Annotated in this window: 17 protein-coding genes; 9 read left to right on the forward strand and 8 right to left on the reverse strand. The window is 65.5% G+C overall.

Annotated elements, in window-relative coordinates; genetic code table 11:
• Positions 1–3 precede the first annotated feature (3 nt).
• Positions 4–1269: a D-amino acid dehydrogenase gene (locus BRAGE_RS0146720; protein ID WP_027562568.1), complete on the forward strand. Its 1266-nt coding sequence runs from the start codon at positions 4–6 to the stop codon at positions 1267–1269.
• A 165-nt stretch (positions 1270–1434) separates the two neighbouring features.
• Here the strand turns inward: BRAGE_RS0146720 and BRAGE_RS0146725 are convergent, their stop codons facing one another.
• Positions 1435–2079, reverse strand: a complete 645-nt coding sequence (locus tag BRAGE_RS0146725; RefSeq protein WP_035730782.1) for a helix-turn-helix domain-containing protein — start codon at positions 2077–2079, stop codon at positions 1435–1437.
• 179 nt (positions 2080–2258) lie between these two features.
• Between BRAGE_RS0146725 and BRAGE_RS0146730 the strand changes: the two genes are divergently transcribed.
• From BRAGE_RS0146730 to BRAGE_RS0146745, 4 genes are read left to right on the forward strand one after another with little or no spacing between them, the layout of a single operon-like run.
• Positions 2259–3017 carry an ABC transporter substrate-binding protein gene (locus BRAGE_RS0146730; RefSeq protein WP_027562570.1) on the forward strand — a complete coding sequence of 253 codons (759 nt, stop codon included), beginning with the start codon at positions 2259–2261 and terminating at the stop codon, positions 3015–3017.
• A gap of 34 nt (positions 3018–3051) precedes the next feature.
• Positions 3052–3705 (forward strand): amino acid ABC transporter permease, encoded by a 654-nt coding sequence (locus BRAGE_RS0146735; protein ID WP_027562571.1) that lies wholly within the window; start codon positions 3052–3054, stop codon positions 3703–3705.
• On the forward strand, positions 3702–4433 hold the full coding sequence (locus tag BRAGE_RS0146740) for an amino acid ABC transporter ATP-binding protein (RefSeq protein ID WP_027562572.1): 732 nt from the start codon (positions 3702–3704) through the stop codon (positions 4431–4433). Before BRAGE_RS0146735 ends, BRAGE_RS0146740 begins: the two co-directional genes overlap by 4 nt.
• 10 nt (positions 4434–4443) lie before the next feature.
• Positions 4444–5730 (forward strand): NAD(P)/FAD-dependent oxidoreductase, encoded by a 1287-nt coding sequence (locus BRAGE_RS0146745; RefSeq protein ID WP_027562573.1) that lies wholly within the window; start codon positions 4444–4446, stop codon positions 5728–5730.
• 380 nt (positions 5731–6110) lie between these two features.
• Here BRAGE_RS0146745 and BRAGE_RS0146760 read toward each other — a convergent pair whose 3' ends face one another.
• On the reverse strand, positions 6111–7700 hold the full coding sequence (locus tag BRAGE_RS0146760) for a gamma-glutamyltransferase family protein (RefSeq protein ID WP_027562575.1): 1590 nt from the start codon (positions 7698–7700) through the stop codon (positions 6111–6113).
• A 116-nt stretch (positions 7701–7816) separates the two neighbouring features.
• Here BRAGE_RS0146760 and BRAGE_RS0146765 point away from each other — a divergent pair, with 116 nt between their 5' ends.
• On the forward strand, positions 7817–8590 hold the full coding sequence (locus BRAGE_RS0146765) for an enoyl-CoA hydratase-related protein (RefSeq protein ID WP_027562576.1): 774 nt from the start codon (positions 7817–7819) through the stop codon (positions 8588–8590).
• A gap of 176 nt (positions 8591–8766) precedes the next feature.
• On the opposite strand, the gene BRAGE_RS56355 is transcribed toward BRAGE_RS0146765, so the two are convergent.
• Both BRAGE_RS56355 and BRAGE_RS0146775 read right to left on the reverse strand, forming a co-directional pair.
• Positions 8767–8937, reverse strand: a complete 171-nt coding sequence (locus tag BRAGE_RS56355) for a hypothetical protein (RefSeq protein WP_167336558.1) — start codon at positions 8935–8937, stop codon at positions 8767–8769.
• A 9-nt stretch (positions 8938–8946) separates the two neighbouring features.
• Entirely contained in the window at positions 8947–9180 is a 234-nt protein-coding gene (locus BRAGE_RS0146775; protein ID WP_027562577.1) for a DUF6894 family protein, read from the reverse strand.
• 207 nt (positions 9181–9387) lie between these two features.
• Here BRAGE_RS0146775 and BRAGE_RS0146780 point away from each other — a divergent pair, with 207 nt between their 5' ends.
• The 3 genes from BRAGE_RS0146780 (at position 9388) to BRAGE_RS0146790 (ending at position 13572) form a co-directional block, all read left to right on the forward strand.
• Positions 9388–11457, forward strand: a complete 2070-nt coding sequence (locus BRAGE_RS0146780) for a PQQ-dependent sugar dehydrogenase (protein ID WP_027562578.1) — start codon at positions 9388–9390, stop codon at positions 11455–11457.
• On the forward strand, positions 11414–12355 hold the full coding sequence (locus BRAGE_RS0146785) for an SMP-30/gluconolactonase/LRE family protein (RefSeq protein ID WP_027562579.1): 942 nt from the start codon (positions 11414–11416) through the stop codon (positions 12353–12355). Before BRAGE_RS0146780 ends, BRAGE_RS0146785 begins: the two co-directional genes overlap by 44 nt.
• A gap of 191 nt (positions 12356–12546) precedes the next feature.
• Positions 12547–13572: a histone deacetylase family protein gene (locus BRAGE_RS0146790; RefSeq protein ID WP_027562580.1), complete on the forward strand. Its 1026-nt coding sequence runs from the start codon at positions 12547–12549 to the stop codon at positions 13570–13572.
• Positions 13573–13760: 188 nt separating this feature from the next.
• Here BRAGE_RS0146790 and BRAGE_RS0146795 read toward each other — a convergent pair whose 3' ends face one another.
• The 4 genes from BRAGE_RS0146795 to BRAGE_RS0146810 all read right to left on the reverse strand — a co-directional run bounded on the left by BRAGE_RS0146795 (position 13761) and on the right by BRAGE_RS0146810 (position 22458).
• Entirely contained in the window at positions 13761–14741 is a 981-nt protein-coding gene (locus tag BRAGE_RS0146795) for an LLM class flavin-dependent oxidoreductase (RefSeq protein ID WP_027562581.1), read from the reverse strand.
• A complete protein-coding gene (locus BRAGE_RS0146800) occupies positions 14738–15469 on the reverse strand; it encodes a 4'-phosphopantetheinyl transferase family protein (RefSeq protein ID WP_027562582.1) in 732 nt (243 codons plus the stop codon). The genes BRAGE_RS0146795 and BRAGE_RS0146800 overlap by 4 nt, the downstream gene beginning before the upstream one ends.
• Before the next feature lie 232 nt (positions 15470–15701).
• The gene (locus BRAGE_RS56360; protein ID WP_167336559.1) at positions 15702–15872 is read right to left on the reverse strand and encodes a hypothetical protein; all 171 of its coding nucleotides are present in this window, start codon (positions 15870–15872) and stop codon (positions 15702–15704) included.
• Between the two features lie 142 nt (positions 15873–16014).
• Positions 16015–22458, reverse strand: coding sequence for a non-ribosomal peptide synthetase (locus BRAGE_RS0146810; protein ID WP_027562583.1), 6444 nt, complete (start codon positions 22456–22458; stop codon positions 16015–16017).
• Positions 22459–22558: the final 100 nt, after the last annotated feature.

Here is a 22558-nt window from a genome sequence, read left to right on the forward strand (position 1 = left end):
AGCGTGAAAGTTCTGATCCTCGGCAGCGGTGTCATCGGTGTCACCTCCGCCTACTACCTCGCACGTGCCGGCCACGAAGTGACGGTCGTCGACCGTCAACCGGAGCCGGCGCTGGAGACCTCGTTTGCCAATGCCGGCGAGGTGTCGCCCGGCTATTCCTCGCCATGGGCCGGCCCCGGCGTGCCGGTGAAGGCGGTCAAGTGGCTGTTGATGAAGCACGGCCCGCTGGTGATCCGGCCGAAGCTCGATCCCGTGATGTGGGTCTGGCTGCTCAAGATGCTGCGCAACTGCACCAGCGCGCGCTATGCGGTCAACAAGAGCCGGATGATCCCGATCGCGGAATACAGCCGCGACTGCCTGCGCGACCTGCGCCGCGACATCGGCATCCAATATGACGAGCGCGCGCAGGGCACGCTCCAGCTGTTCCGCTACCAGGCCCAGCTCGACGGCACCGGCGAAGACATCGCCGTGCTCAAGCAGTACGGCGTGCCTTTCGAGGTGCTGAGCCGCGAGGGCTGCATCGCGGTCGAGCCGGCGCTATCAGGCGTGAAGGAGAAGTTCGCCGGCGGGCTTCGCCTGCCGCAGGACGAGACCGGCGACTGCCACATGTTCACGCAGGCGCTGGCCAAGCATGCCCAGGCGCTCGGCGTTCGCTTCATGTTCAACACCGGCATCGACCGCATCGTTACGGATGGTGCGCGCGTCAGCGGTGTTGCGACCAGCGCGGGGATGCTGCAGGCCGACGCTTATGTGCTCGCGCTCGGCAGCTGGTCGTCGCGGCTCGTTGCGCCACTCGGCATCTCGCTGCCGGTCTATCCGGTGAAGGGCTATTCGATCACGGTGCCGATCAAGGACGCCTCCGGCGCGCCGGAATCCACCGTGATGGACGAGAGCTACAAAGTCGCGATCACCCGCCTCGGCAATCGCATCCGCGTCGGCGGCACCGCGGAGATTTCGGGCTATTCGAGCAAGCTGTACGACGCGCGCCGCGCCACGCTCGATCATTCCCTGACCGACCTGTTCCCGCGCGGCGGCGATCTCTCCAAGGCGACGTTCTGGAGCGGGCTGCGCCCGATGACGCCGGATGGCCCGCCCGTGATCGGCCCGACGCAATACGCCAACCTCCACCTCAACACCGGCCACGGCACGCTCGGCTGGACCATGTCCTGCGGCTCTGGGCGGGTGCTCGCGGACATGCTGTCGGGCAAGAAGCCGGATGTCGATGTCAGCGCGCTGACGGTGGAGCGGTATATGCATCGGTTTGGCTAGGCGCTCTTCTCGTCATCGAACCATCACCGTCACCCTGAGGTGGCCGCGAAGCGGCCCTCGAAGGGCGACGGCCCGGCTGCATCTGGGCCGTCCATCCTTCGAGGCTCGCTGCGCGAGCACCTCAGGATGACGGGATTAGAATTGTGCTCGCCGCGCGAAAGGATGCTACCCCGCCCCCGTCACGCAATTCACCCACAGCACCACGGCCTTCGCATCATTCGCTGGATTCGAAAACCGGTGCGGCCTGCGGCTGGCAAATCTAAAACTGTCGCCCGTCTTCAGCGACCACGTCTCGCTATCTACCGTCAGCATCATCTCGCCTTCGAGCACGAGGCCGGCTTCCTCACCGTCATGGGTGTAGAGTTCGTCTCCGGTGGAGCCGCCGGGCTCCAGATGCACCAGGAACAGGTTGAGCCGGTTGTCGGCACCGGCCGGGCTGAGCAATTGCTTCGACACGCCGGTGCGCCACAGCTTCAATTCGGGTCGCTGCAATCCGCGCGTCACCACCTGATCCGATGCGCCGTCGGCGCTTGGGCTCGCGCCGAACAGCGCGGCGATGCCGACGCCGAGCACATCGGCGAGCGTCGCCAGCACGCGCAGCGACGGCGAGGAGAGGCCACGCTCGATCTGGCTGAGGAAGCCGATCGAGAGGTCCGTGCGCGCCGCGACCGTCTCCAGCGAGAATTGCCTGACACGCCTGAGATCCCTGATGCGGCGGCCGACTGCGACGTCCATCGCCGGCTCGGCCGGCTTGGCGGTCGTCTTGCCCTTCACCTTCCTGGCCGGCTTTGCGGCGGCCGGTTTGCGCATTCTTTTGCCACCGCTCACGTCAAACCGCTTCCTTCATGTGCATGAAAACCGCTTGCATCGTCCGCGAAAGTGTGACCAAATTTTCATATTGGTGAAAATAGGCCGAAACGGCTTGGCCCGCAACGTCTGATCACGACCTGCGCGAGCGCCGTCATCGGCCAAGCCCAAAGGGGGATGCGATGAAGCGTTTTGGTCTGGCCGCGATCGCGGTGCTCGCAATTGCAGCGATAACGCCGGCTTCGGCGCAGCAGGTGCTCAAGGTCGGTTCGACGCCGACCGGCATTCCCTTCACCTTCCTCGATACCAAGACCAACACTATCCAGGGCATCATGGTCGATCTCGTCACCGAAGTGGGCAAGGATGCCGGCTTCAACGTGCAGATCGAGCCGATGCAGTTCTCGGCGCTGATCCCGTCGCTGACCTCGAGCAAGATCGACATCATCGCCGCAGCGATGTTCATCACGGCGCCGCGCAAGGAAGTCGTCGACTTCTCCGATCCGATCTACACCTATGGCGAAGGTCTTGTGGTGCCGAAGAGCGACACCAAGGCCTATGTCACGCAGGATGATCTGAAGGGCGAGACCGTCGGCGCCCAGGTCGGCACCGCCTTCGTCGACGCGCTGAAGAAGACCGGCCTGTTCGCCGAGGTGAAGGCCTACGACACCATCCCCGACATCCTGCGCGACGTGAACACCGGCCGTCTCAAGGCCGGCTATGCCGACTATCCGATCCTCGCCTACAATCTGAAGCAGGGCGGCTTCCCCGATGTGCGCCTCGTCGACGGCTACAAGCCGGTCACCGTCGGCTCGGTCGGCATCGGCGTCCGCAAGGGCGAGACCGCGCTGCTCGGCAAGATCAACGCGTCACTGGCGAAGCTGAAGGCCAACGGCACCATCGACAAGATCCTCGATAAATGGGGCCTGAAGGCCCAGGGTTGATAGAGGCTGATAGCGCGTCATTGAAGGCTACCCGATGAAAGGCTTCTGGCACGACACCGTCGAGTTCTTTCCGATCCTGATGAATGGCGTCGCGTTGACGATCATTGTCACCATCGGCTCGCTGCTGCTCTCGACGGTGCTCGGCCTGATCTGGGCGATGATGCGAGTCTCCGGGATCAAGGCGCTGTCGATGCTCAGCGCCAGCCTGATCAACGTGATCCGCGGCATCCCGATCATTGTGCTGCTGTTCTACCTCTACTTCGTCATGCCCGATCTCGGCGTCAGGCTCAGCGCGTTGCAGGCCGCGATCCTCGGCCTCGGCATCGCCTATTCGGCCTATCAGGCGGAAAACTTCCGCGCCGGCATCGAGGCCATCGACAAGGGCCAGATCGAGGCGGCGCAGTCGATCGGCATGGGCTGGTGGCTGACCATGCGCCGCGTGGTGCTGCCGCAGGCGGTGCGCATCGTGTTGCCGCCCTATGGCAACGTCATGATCATGATGCTGAAGGATTCTTCGCAAGCCTCGACCATCACGGTCGCCGAGCTTGCGCTGCAGGGCAAGCTGATCGCGTCATCCACCTTCAAGAACACCAGCGTGTTCACGCTGGTGGCCCTGATGTATCTCACCATGAGCATTCCGCTAATCCTGCTGGTCCGTCACTTCGAGAAGCGGGCCGGCAAGAAATGATCGAGCTGAACGACGTCCACAAGAGCTTTGGCAAGGTCGAGGTCCTCAAGGGCATCACAGCGAACGTCGAGAAGGGCGAGGTGGTCTGCATCATCGGCCCCTCGGGCTCCGGCAAGTCCACCATCCTGCGCTGTATCAACGGCCTCGAAAGCTACGATCGTGGCGAGATCAGCGTCGAGGGCCTCAAGGTCGACCGCGACGCGCCGTCGATCGTGAACATCCGTACCCAGGTCTCAATGGTGTTCCAGCGCTTCAACCTGTTTCCGCACCGCACCGCGCTGGAGAACGTGGTCGAAGGCCCGCTGTTCGTGAAGAAGGAGCCGCGCGCGCAGGCGTACGAGCACGGCCGCGCGTTGCTCGCCCGGGTCGGGCTTGCGGAGAAGGCCGACGTGCATCCGCCGCAACTCTCCGGCGGCCAGCAGCAGCGCGTCGCGATCGCGCGGGCGCTGGCGATGCAGCCCAAGGCGATCCTGTTCGACGAGCCGACCTCGGCGCTCGATCCCGAGCTCGTCGGCGACGTTCTTGGCGTGATGCGCAAGCTCGCCGACGAGGGCATGACCATGGTCGTCGTCACCCATGAGATGGGCTTTGCCCGCGACGTTGCCGATCGCGTGCTATTCATCGACGGCGGCGTCATCGTCGAGCAGGGGCCGGCCAAGGCGCTGCTCAACCAACCCCAGCATCCGCGCACGCAGGACTTCTTGCGCCGCGTGCTGCATCCGCTCTGACCGGACTCTCATGATGACGCGCCTGCCTCTGCCGCCCTCGCTTTACGCCGACACCGCCGTCGCGCCGGTCGCGACGCCGCCGCTCGATACGGACAAGAGCGTTTCCGTTGCGATCATCGGTGGCGGCTACGCCGGCCTTTCCACCGCGCTGCATCTGGCGGAGCAGGGCGTCGAGGCGCTGGTGCTGGAGGCGCAGGAGCCGGGATGGGGCGCGTCCGGCAACAATGGCGGCCACACCAATCCCGGCCTGAAGCACGACCCCGATCAGATCGAGGCGGACTTCGGCGCGGAGCTCAGCCGCCGCATGATCGATTTCTCCTACGGCACCACGAACTTCACGCATGATCTGATCCGCCGCTACCAGATCCCGTGCGAGGCGCGGCAGAACGGCACGCTACGCGCAGCCTATAACGAGGCCAGCGCCGCCGCGATCGAGAGCACGGCGCAGCAATGTATCCGTCGCGGCATGCCGGTAACGTACCTCAATCGCGAACAGTTGCGCGAGATGACCGGCACCGATCGCTACATCGGCGCGATGCTCGACACGCGCGGCGGCGATCTGCATCCGCTCAGCTATGCCCGCGGCCTCGCGCGCGCCGCGATCTCGGCGGGCGCGAAGGTCCATGGTGAGACGCCTGCGCTGTCGCTGCGCCGCGACGGCAGCCGCTGGCGCATCGAGACGCCGCGCGCGGTCGTGCATGCGGAGAAAGTGCTGCTTGCCACCAACGGCTTCACCGACGATCTCTGGCCCGCGCTCCGCCGCACCATCGTGCCGGTGTTTTCGTCGATCGCCGCCACCGCGCCGCTCTCCGACGAGGTCGCGCGCTCGATCATGCCGACGCGCCCGGTGCTCTATGAGAGCGGCCATATCACCGTCTATTACCGCATCGACCAGCAGAACCGCCTCCTGATGGGCGGCCGCGGCCCGATGCGCTGGATCAACTCGCCGCACGACGTCGCCTATCTCATGCGTTATGCGGAGCGGCTGTGGCCGCAGCTCAAGGGCGTCACTTGGACCCATGGCTGGAACAGCCGCCTCGCCATCACCGGGGATCATTATCCGCATGTGCACGAGCCCGCAGAGAACATCCTGGTCTCGCTCGGCTGCAACGGCCGCGGCGTCGCGCTCTCGACTGCGATGGGCGCGCAGCTCGCGCGTCGCCTGATCGGCGGCGCCAAGGCTGAGATCGACATGCCGATATCAGGCATCAAGCCGATCCCGATGCATGCGTTCTGGCCGGTCGGCGTGACGACCGCCGTGATCGCAGGCCGCGTGCGCGACCGGCTGGGGATTTAAAGAAGAAGGCGCCGCCCGGTCAGGAGCGACGCCTTGCAAGACTTGCAGTTAGGCTCGTCAGCAGCGGCCCTGTTTCCACAGCCCGGGCGGGCACCCGTGACCGCGCCAGCCGACCTTGCGTCCATGATGCCATACGGGCGGAGTTCCATGGCGATGCGCATGGTATCCGCCATGATGGCCGTGGCCATGGCCGTGACTATGACCATGACCGCCTTTGGCCAATGCCACGCTGGGCATGGTCAAGCCGGCAGTGATGATCACTGTTGCGGCGAGCGCGAGCTTCTTCATCCGAAATCCTCTCTTGTTAGGCACGCATCTGTCCGTTCGACGAACCGACATCGATCGCGATGTCGCGCGCAAATGCGGAGGAGTCGTGACGCTCAGGATTCGGCCACAGCATCAGCCCAAGGCTGGAAGATCTCGACCGCGCCCGAATTGGTACCGCCCTCGCGCATCACCACGCTTGGGCAGGCGAATTTTTGCGGCACGGCCTGCACCCGGCTTTCCTCATAGTCGAAGCGCGCGGCCAGGGTCTTGCGCACGTCCGCCGGCAATCTGGCATCGCCAATCACGATCGCGCCTTCGCTCGCGTCGATACGCGGCTGGTGGATGGCAGTGTCCAGGTCCATGCCAAAATCCATCGCGAAGGAGACGAGCTGCATCACCGAGGGCAGGATGCGGCGGCCGCCGGAGGCGCCGACGGCGAGACGCTTGCCGTTCTTCGTCTCGGCGATAACCGGCGTGTAGTTGCACAGGCAGCGCTTGCCGGGTGCGAGCGAGTTTGTGGTGCCCGGCGTCGGATCGAACCACATGATGCCGTTGTTCATGGTGATGCCGCTATGCGGCGTCACGTATTTCGAGCCGAAGGACGAGAGCAGGGTCTGCGTCACCGCCGCGATGTTGCCGTGCCGGTCGACCACGGAGAAATGGGTGGTGCAGGCGGGCGCCAGATATTCGGCGCCGAGCGAGCGCTTGCCGTCCGCATCGCCCATGTCCTTGAGCCGCTCGCGGAAGGCCCCCTGCAGCGCGAGCGCATATTCGACATAGGCGGCAGCATCCGGCGCGTCCGCCGGCTTCAGGCTCTGCTGCAACAGGCGCAGCGCATGTGCCATGGTCGGGCCGGCCGTCAGCTCCGGCGTCGCGTAAACCTTGCCGTCGCGATAGGGGATCGCCAGCGGCTCGCGCGGATGCGCGCGGAACGCGGCGAGGTCCTCGACCGACAGCGAGCCGCCGTCGGCCTTGATGTCGGATGCGATGCTCCGGGCGAGATCGCCCTGATAGAAATCGCGCGACCCTGCGTCGGCGAGATGCGATAGCGTCGCCTTGAGCGAATCCTGCGGCAGCCGCGTCTCGGACTTGATGCCCCATGGCGCGCTCGGCGGCAGGCCATCCTTCAGATATGCCGCCGCACTCGCAGGATAGCGCCTGAGATCGGCCGCCGAGCCCGCGATCGTCAGCGTCGTCCACCAATCGGCAAGCAGGCCTTCGCCGGCGAGCCTGGCTGCCGGCGCGACCAGATCCTTCCACGGCATCTTGGCGTAGCGGCGATGCGCCTCCTCCATGCCGGCGACGACGCCGGGCACGGCGATCGAACCGGGGCCGTGGATGTTGCGATCGTCCTTTACCCGCGGCCAGGGGAAAAGGTCCGACGCGGCGCCTTCGCCGCTGAGCGGATAGTCGGCGGTGCGCAGGCTCTGCGGCGCGCTCATTCCGTAGTCGATCACCTCATAGCGATTTTCCCTGGCGCGGTAGAGCACCATCGCGCCGCCGCCGCCGATGCCGCTGTTCCAGGGCTCCAGCACGTTCAGCGCAAAGGTGGTCGCGACGATAGCGTCCACGCAGTCGCCGCCCGCCGCCAGCACCTGCGCCCCGACTTCGGCCGCCCGCCGCGATTGCGAGGCGACGATGCCGCCCTTGGATGTGACGGCGGGCTTGCGGACGGTTTGGTTCAGGCTGAACTGATGAGGCATGATGTCGTCTTCATCTCTGTTGTTTTTGGTTTGTGGCGCTGGCGCGGAAGCTCAGCATTGGCGGGGCGCGCGGAGGATGGCACATTGCCGTCAACGAGAACAAACGGAGGAGCGACATGGCAGGTGTGAAACAGGCGCGGGATGGCGCGGTCGGGATCCTGACGCTCGATGAGCCCGCAAGCCTGAACGCGATGACGCCGGACCTGCTTGGCGCGCTCGCCGCCGCTGTCGCCGAGATGACTGGGGATGAGGAGGTCCGCGCGCTGGTCCTCACTGGCGCCGGGCGTGGATTCTGCTCAGGACAGAATTTGAAGGCGTCGGAAGCGCTCGGCGAGGACATCGCGGCCGGCGTGATGCGTTTCTACTGGCCGGCCTTCAAGGCATTGCGCGAATGCCGCGTGCCTGTCGTCGTTGCCGTCAACGGTGTCGCGGCCGGCGGCGGCTTCAGCCTCGCGATGGCCGGCGACATCATTGTTGCGGCGCGGTCGGCGAGCTTCATCCAGGTGTTCAGCCGCATCGCGCTGGTGCCCGATCTCGGCTCGACCTGGCTGCTGCCGCGCCTGATCGGCCGCCAGCGCGCGCTCGAGCTGATGCTGTTGAACGAGCCGCTGACGGCCGAGCGCGCTCGGGAGATCGGCCTGGTGCGGCAGGTTGTCGACGATGAGAGGCTAATGGACGAGGCGCTCGCGCTGGCGCGCCGTCTTGCCGACGGCCCGACGCGCGCTTTGGTCGCAACCCGCGCGCTGGTCGAGGAGAGCGAGCATGCGACCTACGAGGCCCAGTTCCGCCGCGAGATCGAGCTTCAGGGCATCATCCGCAAGAGCGCCGATGCGATCGAAGGCCGCACCGCCTTCGTCGAGAAGCGCAAGGCGAAGTTTACGGGGAAGTGAGGCAGGGCACGCTTCTTCCCCACGTCATGCCCGGGCATAGCCGTCCGAAGGACGGCGTCGCTTACGCTCGCCTATGACCCGGGCATCCACGTCTTTGCGCCTCAAGAACGTGGATGGCCGGGACAAGCCCGGCCATGACGGAGAAGGATCGAGATGCTGGAGGAAAGCCGCAGCCCTCAGAGCCCGCGGTTCAGCCGGCTGGCCTGGTACTTGGCGTGCCATTTCGGGCCCGGCCCGCGCATGTAGTGAAGCTCGGGGCGATAGGGGTTGCCGGCGATCCGCACCAGCTTCTGCCATTTGGCGGCGACGAAGCTCAGCGGCTGGCGAATGAGGCTCAGTGACAGCACGGCATCACCTCAATGCGGCTTGCCGAGCATGGCGGTGAAGGGGAGATCGAACAGATCCTCGCCGTCGGAACCGCTGACATGGATCACCCAGTCGCGCCAGTCTTCGGCACCAGGCGTCAGGATCATCGAGCTCATGATCTGGGCGGCGCGGTCGCGCGCTTCGGTCAGGTTGGCCACGGCAGCGCCGCTGCGATCGATCAGCGTGCCCTCGGTGTTGGAGCAGTGAAAATAGACCTGGACCATATGCGTCTCCTATTGGGAGCGATTGGGACGGCAAACCGATACCACCCGAGGCCTTCGCGAAACATTCGGGGCGAGCCCGGTAAGGGAATTTACGGAGATTGGTCGGCTCCAAGGTCGTTACGGGTTTAATCACAGGCGGGTGATGATCGACTGGACGGCGTATGGGCGGCATGGAACAAGCTTTACGGGAAAGTCCGGGGGGCCGCCGTGAATCAGCTCACATTGTCGCGCAAATGCCGGCGCTGGTTGGCGGCGGTCCTCGCCGGCGTGCTGCTTGGCGTCGCGCCCGCCGCCTCCTCCGAGCCGGTGAGGAAAAGCGGCTATGCGATCGGCACGGACCTCTGCGGCAGCGGGGACCTCGCCTTTCCCAGGATCCAGATCGACATGAAGGCGGGATTCTGCGCCGGCCTCGTCGCCAGCGAGGAGGACCATCTCAAATTTCCGCGCTCGATCGTCCAGGTGCCGGGACGCGACCTGTTCGTGGTCGCCGACATGGGCGGCTGGGGCCACACCGATGGCCGGCTGCTGCTGCTCGATCCGCGCGCGCCGCAGGGCCAGCGTTTCAAGGAGCTGCTGACCGGGATCGAATATCCATTCGGCCTCGTGATCGGCCCCGACAAGAAACTCTATGCCTCGTCCGCGGAGGCGATCTTCCGGTTCGATCCGCTGGCGGAGAATCCGCGCAGCACGGTCGAGACTATCATCCGGCACATGCCCGGCCGGCGGATCAAGCTGCCCGACGGCACCAGTCTCGACGAGAGCGCGCATCCGCTCAAGCAATTCGCTTTTGATAAAAATGGTCGGCTGTTCGTCAATGTCGGCTCGCACAGCGACGATTGCATCACGCCGGCGCCGATCACAAAGCCCTGCGCGGCGGCCGAGGGCGCCTCCGCGATGGCGTCGATCTGGCTGTTCACGCCGCCCGCGAATGGGGTCTTTCCGGCGTTGACACCGAAGGATCCCGACCCGCCGCACATCGTCTACGCGCGCGGCCTGCGCAACTCGATGGCGCTGGCTCTGCATCCAAACTTTCCCGACGCCGGCTACGCCTTCCTGCAAGGCGAGAACGGCCGCGACCTGCCCGACATCTTCAAGCCGAACGAGGAGATCAACGCGATCGAGCAGGGCAGGCATTATGGCTGGCCCTATTGCTACGACCTCTCGACGCCAAGCCCCGAATTCAAATTCGTGCTGCAGTCGGGTGTCTACAAATCGCTCTGCACCGCCAATGCGCTCTACAAGCCGCCATTCTCGCTGCTGCCGCCGCACGGCGCGCCGCTCGCGATGCTCTATTATCACGGCGCAAAATTTCCGGAGCTCGAGGGCAAGCTGCTGGTCGGCCTGCACGGCTATCGCCCGACCGGCAGCCGCGTCATCGTCTACGACGTCGACGACCACGGCTTTCCCCAGCCGAGCCCGCCACCGGTGCGCTACCATGTCAGCTGCGCCGCCGATCCGACCCACAGCTTCCAGACCGAGGCCGGCGAGGTCGCCGCCGCGCCGTTCGAGGAGCTGATCGCCGGCTGGCACCGCGTCAACGGCGCGCGGCCGCAAGGCGCGCCGGTCGGCATGACGGTCGCCGAAGACGGTGCGATCTGGCTGGTCGAGGACAAGAACCAGACCGTGATCCGCATCGATCGTGCCGCGGGTGAAGCGCCTCAGCCGCTCCCCTGCGACACGCGCAGCCAGGCGATGATCGACCAGCTCGCAGCGTTCGTTGCCAGAGACGCGCAGAACAGCATCCGTCTCACCACGCTTCGCAAGGGCCTCGTCGAAAAACACTGCGTCGGCTGCCACTCCGATTTCGGCCTGAAGGCGGGACAGTCGGACTCGGAGAAGGACGGGACGGTGCTGCGCTTCATGCTGTCGCAGGACGGCTGGATCTATCCCGGCGACCCCGAGTCCGGCCGGCTGCGCACGCGCCTGCGCGGTATCGGCGCTGAGAAGCTGATGCCGCCCGGCGGCGAGAGCCTGCCGAAGACCGAGCCCGGCTACACGCGCCTGCTCGATACCGCGGATTTGCTGGTTGCGAAAATGGTTCCGGGCACGCGCATGCGGATCAAGGCCGGTCCGCCGCAACGCAAGTTCTTTGGCAAAACCAACAAGGAATGCGGCGAAATACCGGCCGGCAAGGTCGTCGTCGTGACACAAAGGAGCGCTGTAGACAAATCCGGCTTCAGCCGGTTCTTCCGGCCGGCCGATCCCTATCTGAATGGCGAGTGCAGCGACGACGATGGCTATTACATCCGGCAGGAATTTCTGGTGCCTGTGCAGTAGCATTGTCCTCGTCATCGCGACGGCGTCCGCGCAAGCGGAGACAAAACTGTTCGAAAGCGTGCAGGTGACGCCTTCAGGTGAATACACTTTCGGCATTGAAGGGCCCGCCGCCGATCTCGATGGCAATCTCTTCGTGGTCAATCTCGGCAAGCCCGGCACCATCGGCAGGCTGCCGGCAGGTGGCGCGGCGTCGGTACTGTTCACGGCGCTGCCCGAGGGCAGCGTCGGCAACGCCATCCGCTTCGATCGCAGCGGCACCATGTTCATCGCCGACTACAAGAAGCACAACATCTTCGTGATCCCGAAGGGCGCGAGCGAGCCCGCCGTCTGGTTTCACTCCGACGAGATGAACCAGCCCAACGACATCACGGTCGCGCGCGATGGCTCGATCTATGCGAGCGATCCGAACTGGAAGGGCAGGGAGGGCCACATCTGGCGCATCGCCAAGGCCGCCGATGGCTCGGTGCAGGGGCAGGTGATGTCGGCACCGCGTGCCATGGGCACCACCAACGGCATCGACCTCAGCCCCGACGGCAAGACGCTCTATGTCGGGGAATCCAGCAGCGGCCAGATCTGGTCCTATGCGATCAACGGCAACGAGCTCACCGGTGCGAAGATGGTCAAGGCATTCCAGCCTGACACCGTCGACGGGCTGCGCACGGATGTCGCCGGCCGCCTTTTCGTCGCGCGCATCCTCAAGGGCACCATCGCGGTGATGAAGCCCAATGGCGCGGTCGAGCGCGAGATCGCGCTGAGGGCCAAGGAGCCGACCAACCTCGCCTTCGGCGGCAGCGACGGCAAGACCGTCTTCGTCACCCAGCGCCAGGGCGGCTTCATCGAGGCCTTCCGCACCGACCAGCAGGGTCGCGAGCACTGCCTCCAGCGCGGGCGCTGCTGAGCATGATCCGGACAAGCGTGCAGCGGTCTTCCGAAAAGATCATGCTCAAATAAAAGCGCATCTCACGGGCGCTCTGCTTCCGGCGCAGAGCGGCGCGGCAAGGGCGGCATTCTTCTTGCTTGCATCCGGCCGCCGCAGCGATCAAGACAGCTGTGGCACTATTCCAAGAGCGCACGCCACGGAGTGTTTGAGTGAAAGCCGTCCATACCGAACTGCATCGTAGCCACGATCCGCAATTCTTCCTGGTTCGCGGCGTCGTCAAGCGCACCACCGAGCAACCCGAGCGCGCCGACCGCCTGCTCAAGGGACTGAAGGACGGCAAGCATCAACTGGTCGAACCCAAGGGATTCGGGCAGGGGCCGCGTGCACGCATCCACAGCCCGGAATACCTGACATTCCTCAGCGAAGCCTGGGACGCCTGGACCGCGCTCGGCGATTCCGGTCCGGAGATGATCGGCAACATCCATCCCGTGCGCCATGCCGCGACCTATCCGACCCATATCGTCGGCAAGCTCGGCTGGCACACCGCCGACACCGCGGCGCCGATCGGTCCCGGCACCTGGGCCGCGGCCTGCGCTGCGACCGACGTTGCTGTCACCGCGGCGCAGATGGTGATGGACGGCGAGGATGCGACCTATGCGCTCTGCCGTCCGCCCGGCCATCACGCCTATCGCGACATGGCCGGCGGCTTCTGCTTCCTCAACAACAGCGCGATCGCAGCCGCACATCTGCGGCTCAAGCACGAGCGCGTCGTGATCCTCGACGTCGACGTCCATCATGGCAACGGCACGCAAGGCATTTTTTACGCACGGCCGGACGTCTACACGATCTCGATCCACGCCGATCCCGTTGCGTACTATCCCTTCGTGTGGGGCTATGCCCATGAGCGCGGCGAGGGCCCGGGCCTCGGCACCAATCTGAACATTCCCCTCGCCATCGGCACCGGCGATGACGACTACATCCAGGCGATGGACGTTGCGCGCAAGGCGATCGAGTCCTTTGCGCCCGGCGCCCTCGTCATCGCGCTCGGCCTCGATGCCTCCGAGCACGATCCGCTGCGCGGCCTCGCCGTCACCACGCCCGGCTTCCGGCGCATCGGCCAGGCCATCGCCAAGCTCGGCCTGCCCACCGTGTTCGTGCAGGAAGGCGGCTATCTCTCCGATATTCTGGGCGCGAACCTGACCTCGGTGCTGGCGGGGTTTGAAGAGGCAAGGTGAGATGGTTTTTTTAACCTCTTCCCGCTTGCGGGGAGAGGTCGGAATTTGCGCAAGCAAATTCCGGGTGAGGGGGTACAGGTCTCACGAATATCTCGTGCGCGGAGAGAGGACCCTCATCCCAACCCTCTCAGCGCGAGCGAAGCTCGTCGCGGCCCCGTAAGAACGGGGAGAGGGAGAAAAGGCAACTTCTAAAACATCCCGCTCGCCGCGAGCGCCTTGCAGACGTGCTGCATCTCGCTCTCATCCGCGACCATGTCGAGCATGATCGTGGTCAGGCCCTTCGCGGCGAACGCTTTCAGCTTCGCGCCGATCTCCGCGTAGCTGCCGACAAGATAGGGGCAGTCGGCCTGGAAGGTCAGGAACGGCAACAGCCAATAGCCATTGTCCTGAAGCTCGCCGCTTTGTCCTTCATACAGCCGCCGCTTCCACACGGAGTCGCTGTTCTCGACCGTGAGCGCCAGCAGCTTGCGATCATCGACATTATCGCGAAAGCGCGCCTTCGCCCCCCGCCGCGCCTCGTCGCGGCTCTCGCGGGCGAAAATCCCAAAGTTCATGCCCGGCGCATCGAGACCGTGATCGAGATCGGGCGGCAGCATCTGCATCTTGATGCAGCCTGTCTCCCTTGCCACGCGCTGCGCCGCCTCGGACTGGCCTGCGATCAAAAATTCCGGCATCAGCTCCGCCGGCAGGCGCGGACGCAGTTGCAAATTGCTGGCGCGGTAGAACCGGCCCTCGATAGTCACCGGGCGCGGGCTCGAGAGCAGCTGGCGCATCAGCGCGACGAACTCGCCGAGCCTGATATAGCGATCGCCATGCGACTGCTCGTCGCCCAGCCCCTGCAAGTCGCTGACTGCGGTCCCCGTGATCATGTTGAGATAGACCTTGCGGCCGTAGAGCTGCGCGAAGGAGGAGACGAACTTCGCCGCCGTGAACGGGTGCATGTAGACCGGGTTGACCGCGATCAGTGGCGAAGACCGCGCTGTTTCCGCCATGATGTGCTGGGCCATCGCCCAGGGCTCGACGAACACGTCGTTGCCTTCGAACAGCAGAATGCCTTCGAAGCCGTTGCGGTCGGCGAACTGCGCCACGCCCATCAGCTCGCCGACATATTTTTTAGGGTCGCGGTTGCGCGAGATCGCCGGAAAGACGCGCAGCCGCGGTAGCGTCATTCCGCCGCTTCCTGGAACGGCCAGGCGTTGCGGCTGATGGGAAGGCCGCCGTCCGCACGGGAGCCGTCGGCGATCGCAAGGCGATGCGAGGGGGAGGGCGAGCACAGCGAAAAGCGCCAGCCCTGGGGATCATCGGCAATATCGGGCTTGAAGCTGATCTCGATCGCCTCGCGCGAAACCTGCATTGCAAAGGCGTCGAGCGGCAGATTGAGGCCAAACCCCCTGGCCTTGAGATAGGCCTCCTTGAGCGTCCAGTAATCGAAGAAGCGCTCGATCGCCGCAGGTTCCGGCAGCCCGCGCAAGGTTTCGACCTCTTCCGGCGCGAAGAAGCGAAGCGCGGTCGACAGTGGCGCAACCCGCCGCGATACGGTTTCGACGTCGACACCGACGGCCTCATGCCGGGACACGACGCAGGCGACGCAGCCGTCGGCATGTGACAGGCTGAAATGCAGTGCGGTCGAGGTCTTCGGCGCTGCGACATACGGCCGTCCGTATCGCCCGGCACCAAACGACCAGTCGGAGGGCGCGACGTTTGGCGCGACCTGGGACAGCGCCAGGCGCAGCATCGCGTGCGCGAAAATATATTGCCGCCGGTGCCGCTCGAACACGAAGCGGTCGGCGCGGACCCGTTCGTCGACCGAGAGTAGGCGACGGCACGCATCGGCGGCGCCCGGCGCGTCAATGGTCTCGATCAATCCGACAAACAGTTCAATTTTGTCGTCTGCCATCAATTGGGCCTTTGGCATCGGGCGGAGGCTGGATTGCCGGTCCCGACGGAAGAAACAACTGAGCAAGAATCAACTGAGCGGACCGCTTGTAACGGTCCACCCGGGCAAATTCTTGTCGATTTGCAGGCCGGTTTACAGGCGCAAGCTTGTGCGAGACCCCAACTCGACGCGCGAGCGGCCGATTTCCGTAAATGAAGCCTGAAGATTCGTGCGGCCTCCCGGCCGAGGATCCTTACTTCTTCTTCTTCTTGGCCTTCTTCGCGCCGCCCAGCACCGAAAGGCTGGCGTCGACGTCCTTCAGCGCGGCCTGGAGCTTCTTCTTCTCGTTGCTCAGCAGCTTTTGCAGGGCCTTTCGGTCCTTGTCGCTCAACGAGGTACCCTTGGCAAATTTGATGAAACCCATAACACACTCCCCCGGTTGAAAATGATCGTCCAAATCAAAACGCGGGAATAATCTTGCGCGGTGGCGTCAAATAATCAAGATGCAACTTGCCCATTCACAGCTTTGGCGAGTGAACCCGTATTCGTCCGTGCTGTATAGCTGGTCATGCCGCCCGGCGCGCGAGCAATCGGCCGAGCGGTGCGTTGGGTTGGGCGCTAGCGGCCACCAGCAGCGCGACGAGATCCTCCATCCATTCGCCGACCATACCGCCGTCGAGCAATTCGCTTTTGTAATTGCATGACCCCGTGATTCCGGTTGGGCGCTCCTTGAGCATCAGCGACAGCCAAGTCTGGTCGATCGGCAGCACCGGCTGGCCTTCGCGCGCGATGTTGCCGATCGAGGCGGTGATGAGATCGGGCAGGTCGAGCGGCTGGCGCAGCGGATTTTGCAGTGTGAAATAAACCTGGAGCAGGGCGGCGGTATCGATCCCCTCCTGCTCCAGATGGTCGGCCACGAGGTTGAACGGCAGCTCCTGCCGCGCATGCGCATCGAGCACGCTCTGGCGCACCCGGGCCAGGGCTTCCACGAACGACAGCTCCGGCGTGATTTTCGTGCGGACGATCACCGTATTCTCGAACGGGCCGACGATTCGGTCGGTGTCCGGCTGGGCACGGTTGGCCATGGCGGTGGCGACCGCGATGTCGCTATGGCCGGTTCGCGCCAGCAGCAGGGCCTTCAGGCCGGTGAGGAGGCACATGAACAAGGTGCCATTGTGCTGGCCGGCAAAGGCTGTGAGCCGTGCGATCAGGTCGGGCTCGAGATTGATCGGATGATGGCCGGTGGATGGGCCCGGGCTTGATTCGCCGTCGAACAGAGCGACCGCGCCGCGCAGATTCTCGGTCCAGTCGGCGGCCTGGCGGCGGGCGGCGTCGGTGCCGCACCACCAGCGCTGCCAGCGTGCGACATCCGCGAAAGCCGGTGGCGATTTCGGCAGCGGCACCGACGGATATCCGGCCAGCGCCGCATAACGGCTCGACAATTCCTCGAACAGCACGCCGATCGACCAGCCGTCGACGATGGCGTGATGCAACGTCAGCAGCAGCACGTGATCGTTCGCGTGGAGCCGCAACAACCGGGCTCGCAGCAGCGGCGCCTGTGTGGTGTCGATCGGGGTGTACGTCTCCTGTTCGATCAGGAGGTCGATCTTCCTGAGCTCCAGCGCCTTGCGGCGCTTGTTGTTGTGGGGATGACCGTCGCCGATCGTCTCGACGGTCACCAAGTGGCGGAGCTTGCCGGGCGGAATGATGCGGCTGGTCGGCTCCTCGCCGTTCCAGCCGAACGTGGTCCGCAGCGATTCGTGCCGGGCCGCGACATCATCGATCGCCTGCGCCAGGGCGGCCGGATCGAGCGGGCCCTGGAGATGGAAGGCAAAGGGCAGGTTGAACAGTGGGAGTCCCGGCAGGTTCTGCTCGATCCGCAGCATCTGGTCCTGCGCGACCGAGAGTGTCGGAGGTCCGCGCTCGGTCAGGAGCGGCGCCGTTGCAGCAGGCTTGCGCGGCTTTGCAGCCACGGCCTCGTCGACCCACCGGGCGAGTTCTTCGATCGTCGGTGCCTCGAAGATGGTCTTGATCGGCAGCGACACCCCGAGCGCACGGGCGACTCGCGCCATCGCCTGGCCCGCCAGCAGCGAATGGCCGCCGAGGTCGAAGAAATTGTCGGTGACACCGATGCTCTCGACTTTCAGCAAATCGGTCCAGATGTCCGACAGCACCTTTTCGGTGAAGCGCCGCGCCGGCACGGCCGCATCCGGTCCGGACGCGTCCACCTGGGCGGGTGCCAGCAGCGCAGACCGGTCGATTTTGCCGTGCGCATTGAGCGGCACCTGCTCCAGGAACAGGAACGCCGACGGAATGGCGTGGACCGGTAGCCGGCTCTTCAGGAACTCGCGCAGCTCGCTGGCGCTGCTCCGGCTGCCCGGTTTTGCGACAATATGGGCGATCAGCCTGACATCGCCGCTCGCCTCGCGGCGCGGCTCGACGATGCCGGCGCGCAATGCCGGATGCTCGGCCAGCGCGGCCTCGATCTCCTTGAGCTCGATACGGTAGCCGCGGACCTTGACCTGTTGGTCGGCGCGGCCGAGGCACTCGATCGTGCCGTCACTGCGGCGGCGGGCGAGGTCGCCGGTCCGGTAGAGACGGCTGCCGGCCTGGCGCGCAAACGGATCGGGCAGGAAACGCTGCCGGCTCTGTGCGGGATCGTTGACATAGAAGCGGCCGACGCCGGCGCCGCCGATGCAGAGCTCGCCGACGACGCCGACCGGCTGCGGCTCGAGATTTGCGTCGAGCACGTAAAGCTGCGTGTTCGGCAGCGGCGCGCCGACCGCGACGTTGCTCGTCGCGGTCGGCGGCGCCTTGGTCAGGCGATGCAGGGAGACGTCGTCGGAGCATTCCGACGCGCCATAGGCGTTGACCAGCGGCACTTTCGGGCAGCGGTCGAACCAGGCGCGGCAGAGATCGACCGGCAGCGGCTCGCCGGTCGAGATCAGTAGCCGCAGTTTTGCGAAGGCGCGCCGGATCTGCGCCTCGTCCATGCGATCGAGGATCACGCGCAGCAGTGACGGCACGATCTCCAGCACCGTGATGCCCTCGCGCGTGATCTCCTGCGCGAGTCGGATCGGGTCCTGCACGACCGCATTGGCACAGACATGGACGCGCGCGCCGACCATGGGGCCGGCGAGGAACTGCCAGACCGAGATGACAAAACTCTGCGGTGCGGTCTGGGCGATCACGTCCCTGGCCGAAAGGCGGAGCTCGGCGATGAGCGAGGCCAGATGGTTCGACAGTCCGCGCTGCTCGATCATGACGCCCTTCGGCGCGCCGGAGGAGCCGGAGGTGTAGACGAGATAGGCAAGGCTTGCGGCGTCGCGCCGCGCGGCACGGGCCGGCTTGGTCGCGCCTGGCGCGATCGCGTCTTCGAGCTCGGCCACATGGATGCGCGCGACCAGCGGTTCGAGCAGCGCCTCGACCATCGGCGATTGCGCGCGACCGGCCAGCAGCATCCGGGCGCAGCTTGATCCCAAAATGGTCGCGAGCCGCGCCGGCGGCTGCTCGGGATCGAGATTCAGGAACGCCGCGCCGGCGCGTTGCGCACCCATCATCGCGGCCAGCAAGTCGGGCCCGCGCTCTGCAAGCAGGGCAACCACGCTCTCGGCACCGATGCCTTCGCGCGCCAGCCAGCCCGCCACCGCCTCGCTGCGGCGCGCCAGCTCGCGATAGGTCAGGGACGTTCGACCATCGGACACGGCGATCGCGTTCGGTGTCTTCCTCGCCAGGGCGTCGAAGCGTTCGCTGAGTTTGCCGCGCTTGCCAAAAATGACGCGGGCTCCGCGGCCTTGCGCCAGCAACTGCCGGCGTTCGGCCTCAGCCAGCAGCGGCAGGCGCGAGATGTGCTGCTCCGGATTGGCGATCGCGGCCTTGAGCAGGGTCTTGAATTGCGCAGCCATACCTTCGATCGTCGCCGCGTCGAACAGATCGGTCGCGTATTCGAAGAAGCCGGTGAAGAGGCCGTCGGCCTCGACCAGCTCGAGCGTGATGTCGAAGCGCGCGACCTTTGGATCGATCTCGATCCGCCGCGTCGACAGGCCGGGGAAGCGCGCCGCCTCGATCGAGGCATTCTGGAGGATGAACATGATCCGGAACAGCGGATTGCCATCCGTCCTTCGCGCCACCTGCAAGGCGCGCAGCACCTCCTCGATCGGAAGATCCTGGTTGCGGTAGGCATCGAGCGTGACCTGCCGCACCCGCCGCAGCACTTCGCCAAAGCTCGGATCGCCGCCGAAATCGTTGCGAAGGATCAGCGTGTTGGCGAACAGCCCGATCAGGCGCTCGCTCTCGATCTGGTTGCGGTTGGCGATCAGCGATCCGGTCGCGACGTCCTCATGCCCGGTGTGGCGGAACAATAGGCACTGGAACGCCGCGAGCAGCGTCATGAACGGCGTGACGCCCTGGTCCTGGCTCAGCGCGCGGATATCGCCCGACAGCGGCGTGGAGAACTCGAAATAATGACGGGCGCCGTGACCGCTCCAGATCTCCGGCCTCGGCCGGTCGGTCCGTAGTGGCATCGTGGTGACGCCGTCGAGCTGGTTTTTCCAGTAGTCGAGTTGCTGTTGTGCCGCCGGCGTCTGCGCCCAGCTCTGCTGCCACAGCGCGAAGTCGCGATACTGGAAGGTGGGCGAGGGAAGCGCCGCTACGCTCTTCTTGCGCGCGGCACTGTAATGGGCGGCAAGCTCCTCCCAGAACAGCCGCTGCGACCAGCCGTCGGTGACGAGATGATGCACATTGACCACCAGCACGTGGCTGGATGCGCCGAACGACAGCAGCGTGACCTTCAGCGGCGGCTCGCGCGACAGATCGAACGGATATTGCGCGAGCTTGAGCGCCTCGCGCCTGATGACCTCGGCCCGCTTGCCGACAGGGCAAGGCTTGAGCTTGACCCGATCGAATCGAGGGGGCGATCGCAGTACCCGCTGTGCCGGCTCGCCCTGTTGCTCGACGAAAACTGAGCGTAGCGCCTCGTGGCGCGCGCAGATCGCGGTGAGCCCCGCAGACAGCGAGGCGACGTCGACCTGCCCCTTCAGCAGCGCGACTTCGACGACATTATAGTTGTAGTGCGTCGGATCGAGCCGCGAGAGCACGTACATCCGTTGCTGCTGGAACGACAGCGGCGCGTCGGTTTCTCTGGCCTGGCGCCAGGCCGGGAGTGCCGCTTCACGACGGCTTGCGGCGGTCTCGATCCGCGCCGCAAGCGCAGTGACCGTGGCGCAATCGAAGATGTCCTCGAACGAGAAGTCGACATTGAAGCGCTCCCGCAGGCGCGAGCGCATCTGCGTCACCGCAAGCGAATCCGCGCCGAGCGCGAAGACGTCCTGATCGATACCGACTTGCGACAGCTCCAGCAGGCCGGCCCAGATCTCCGCGAGCTGGGTCTCCAGCATGTTCCGCGGCAGTTGCTCCTCGTCGGCGTCCTTTGCCGTCGCGATCAGCTCGGCTAGCGCATTGCGCTTGACCTTGCCGCTGGCGCCTTTCGGCAGCGCCGCCACGCTGCGGATCAGGCTCGGCACCTTGTAGGCGGCGAGACGCTTGCGCGCGAACTGGCGCAGCTGGTCCGAGGTCGCCTCGGAATTCGGCCGCAGCACCACGACGGCGGCGACGTTCTCGCCGAGCTTTGGGTGCGGGACGGCGAACACGCCGGCCTCCAACACCGCGGGATGGCTCAAGAGGATCTCTTCCACTTCGAGCGGCGAGATCTTCTGGCCGCCGCGGTTGATGACGTCCTTGATGCGCCCGACGATGAAGAGGTAGCCGTCGGCATCGAGATAGCCGAGATCGCCGGTCCTGAACCAGCCGTCGCGGTACGCGGCCCGCGTCGCCGCCTCGTCATTGTAATAGCCACGGCTCATGTTGGGGCCGCGCAGCATGATCTCGCCGCGCTCGCCACTCGCAAGCAGCCGGCCGGTCTCGTCCATGATCGCGATCTCGGGGCCTGCGGCGCGCCCCACAGATCCGACCTTGCGCAGCTCGAACGGATTGGCCGCGATCTGCGAGGCCGCTTCGGTCATGCCGTAGGTCTCGAGCACGGGAACGCCGAACGTCGCTTCCAATCCGTTCAGGATCGCGGGCGCGAGCGAGGCGGAGGCCGAACGGATCACGCGCAGCGACGACGAGCGGGCGCGGTCCGGGTCGGCTTCCGCCGCCGTCAGCAGCGCGCGATGGATGGTCGGCACCGCCGTGTACCAGGTCGGTTGCAGCTCCCGCATCCAGCCGAAGAAGGACGCGGCATCGAAACCTTCGGTGCAGATCACGCTGGAGCCTGCGGCCAGCGCCGTCAGCAGGCCGGAGATCAGGCCATGGGCGTGAAACAGAGGCAGAACGTTGAGCAGGCGGTCGTTCGGCGCGAGCGACAGCACGCGGCCGGCATTGCGCGCGGAGAGGCACACATTGCGCTGTGTCAGCGGCACCATTTTAGGCCGCGCCGCCGTGCCCGACGTGAGCAGAATGAACGCATCGTCGTCGCCGCGCGACGCGCCGCTGCTGCTGGCCGGACCGATCGTCGGGCCGATGAATGCGCAGCCGCCGAGATTGTCTTTCGGTCCCGGCACGAAATCGATCACCGCGATATCGAGCGCCCTGGCGACGTCACGACTCGGTGAGTTCATGTCGGCCCGGGTGACGAGCGCGGTCAGCTCCAGTTCGCTGAAATAGCGCTGCAGCTCGTCCGCGGTCAGATCGGGATTGACGGGAACGCAGGTGCAGCTTGATGCGACCGCGATCAGCGCCAGCGCGCTGTCGGCACCGCGCGGCAATGCAACGGCGATGCGGTCGGCAGGGCCGATGCCAGACCCGCGCAGGTTACGGATCAGATGCCGGATCAGCTCGTCCAGTCCGCCATAGGTGAGGGCCGGCCGGTCAGGGGCGAGGAGGGCCGGTGTTGATGGCGTCTTCCGCGCATAATGCTCCAGAAGACCGCCGATATGGGCAAAGGTTCCGGTTTCGGCACTTTCGCCGTCCGATCCCTCTCCCGCTCCGGATGCAATGTCGGACAACGCCATTCCCTTTTGATCTGATTGGGCTATTCTTCCCAAGACTTAGGGAACGCGTCCAGTCTGAGGTGAAGTTCGGGCCCCAAAATCTGTGGTTGAGGGACCCAAA

This window comes from Bradyrhizobium genosp. SA-4 str. CB756 (genome assembly GCF_000473125.1).
GTDB classification, from domain to species: domain Bacteria; phylum Pseudomonadota; class Alphaproteobacteria; order Rhizobiales; family Xanthobacteraceae; genus Bradyrhizobium; species Bradyrhizobium arachidis.